This window comes from Fructilactobacillus sp. X7R4C1, assembly GCF_059901115.1.
Window position 1 is genome coordinate 1 of sequence record NZ_JBWXVD010000014.1, and the last position, 433, is coordinate 433.

Below are 433 nucleotides of genomic sequence, written 5' to 3' on the forward strand. Positions count from 1 at the left end.
TGCACCTAGTAGGAGTCGAACCTACAACCTTCTGATTCGTAGTCAGACACTCTATCCAATTGCGCTATAGGTGCATAATAATATGCCGAGGACCGGGATCGAACCGGTACGGTCATCACTGACCGCAGGATTTTAAGTCCTGTGCGTCTGCCAATTCCGCCACCCCGGCATTATAAATTGACATAAGCGGAAGACGGGATTCGAACCCGCGACCTCCACCATGGCAAGGTGGCGTTCTACCACTGAACTACTTCCGCATAAATGCCGACTAGAGGATTCGAACCTCCGACCCCCTGTTTACAAGACAGGTGCTCTGCCAACTGAGCTAAGTCGGCATACATGCTATTTATATAAATAATGAGCCGTGGCGGGTTCGAACCGCCGACCCTCTGATTAAAAGTCAGATGCTCTACCAACTGAGCTAACGGCTCAA

General features: G+C 50.3%; 5 tRNA genes. All 5 read right to left on the reverse strand.

The window, feature by feature from the left end:
• Positions 1–74 (reverse strand) — tRNA-Arg (locus tag AC6UC9_RS06930).
• A 9-nt stretch (positions 75–83) separates the two neighbouring features.
• Positions 84–169: transfer RNA gene (locus AC6UC9_RS06935), tRNA-Leu, on the reverse strand.
• Between the two features lie 16 nt (positions 170–185).
• Positions 186–257: transfer RNA gene (locus AC6UC9_RS06940), tRNA-Gly, on the reverse strand.
• 5 nt (positions 258–262) lie between these two features.
• A tRNA-Thr gene (locus AC6UC9_RS06945) sits at positions 263–335 on the reverse strand.
• A 23-nt stretch (positions 336–358) separates the two neighbouring features.
• Positions 359–431: transfer RNA gene (locus AC6UC9_RS06950), tRNA-Lys, on the reverse strand.
• Positions 432–433 lie beyond the last annotated feature (2 nt).